The sequence below is a fragment of the Pseudoalteromonas sp. RB2-MNA-CIBAN-0110 genome, assembly GCF_040309305.1.
Taxonomy (GTDB): domain Bacteria; phylum Pseudomonadota; class Gammaproteobacteria; order Enterobacterales; family Alteromonadaceae; genus Pseudoalteromonas; species Pseudoalteromonas arctica.
Genome location: NZ_JBEOOQ010000106.1, coordinates 1 through 462, shown reverse-complemented (window position 1 = coordinate 462; position 462 = coordinate 1). Strand labels below are relative to the sequence as shown.

1 pseudogene is annotated in these 462 nt (G+C 41.6%); it reads left to right on the top strand.

Annotation, left to right across the window (positions count from 1 at the left end):
- Positions 1 to 72 precede the first annotated feature (72 nt).
- Positions 73 to 462: pseudogene (istB, locus tag AAEY68_RS20745) on the top strand (IS21-like element ISShfr5 family helper ATPase IstB); the annotation flags it as partial.

The window sequence follows — 462 nt, the reverse complement described above, 5'->3', positions numbered from 1 at the left end:
ATATTGATCATAAAAATATCCGTGGCAACCACTATTACCATTAATAAAAATTAACAAACCATAGGAAGACTTATGCAAAATATCAATCAACAAGTTAATAATCAGTTAAGTAATTTAAAGCTAAGCGGCATACGTGATGCGCTATTGCAGCAATACGAGCAACCCAATTTATACGTTGAACAAAGCTTCGAAGAGCGGCTAAGTTTATTGCTTGAACATGAAATAACGCAGCGTGATCAGCGTAAAATAGATCGCCTAACGCGACAAGCAAAGTTCAGAGTTGGCGGCACACTTGCCCAACTCAACTATGGCGCAGCACGACAACTCGATAAAGCTCAGATCCGTTCATTAGCACAAGGTGAATGGCTTCGTCTTCACCAAAACATCTTGATCACAGGAGCAACAGGTTGTGGCAAAACTTATCTCGCTTGCGCGCTTGGTCAAAACCACTGCCAACAAGGG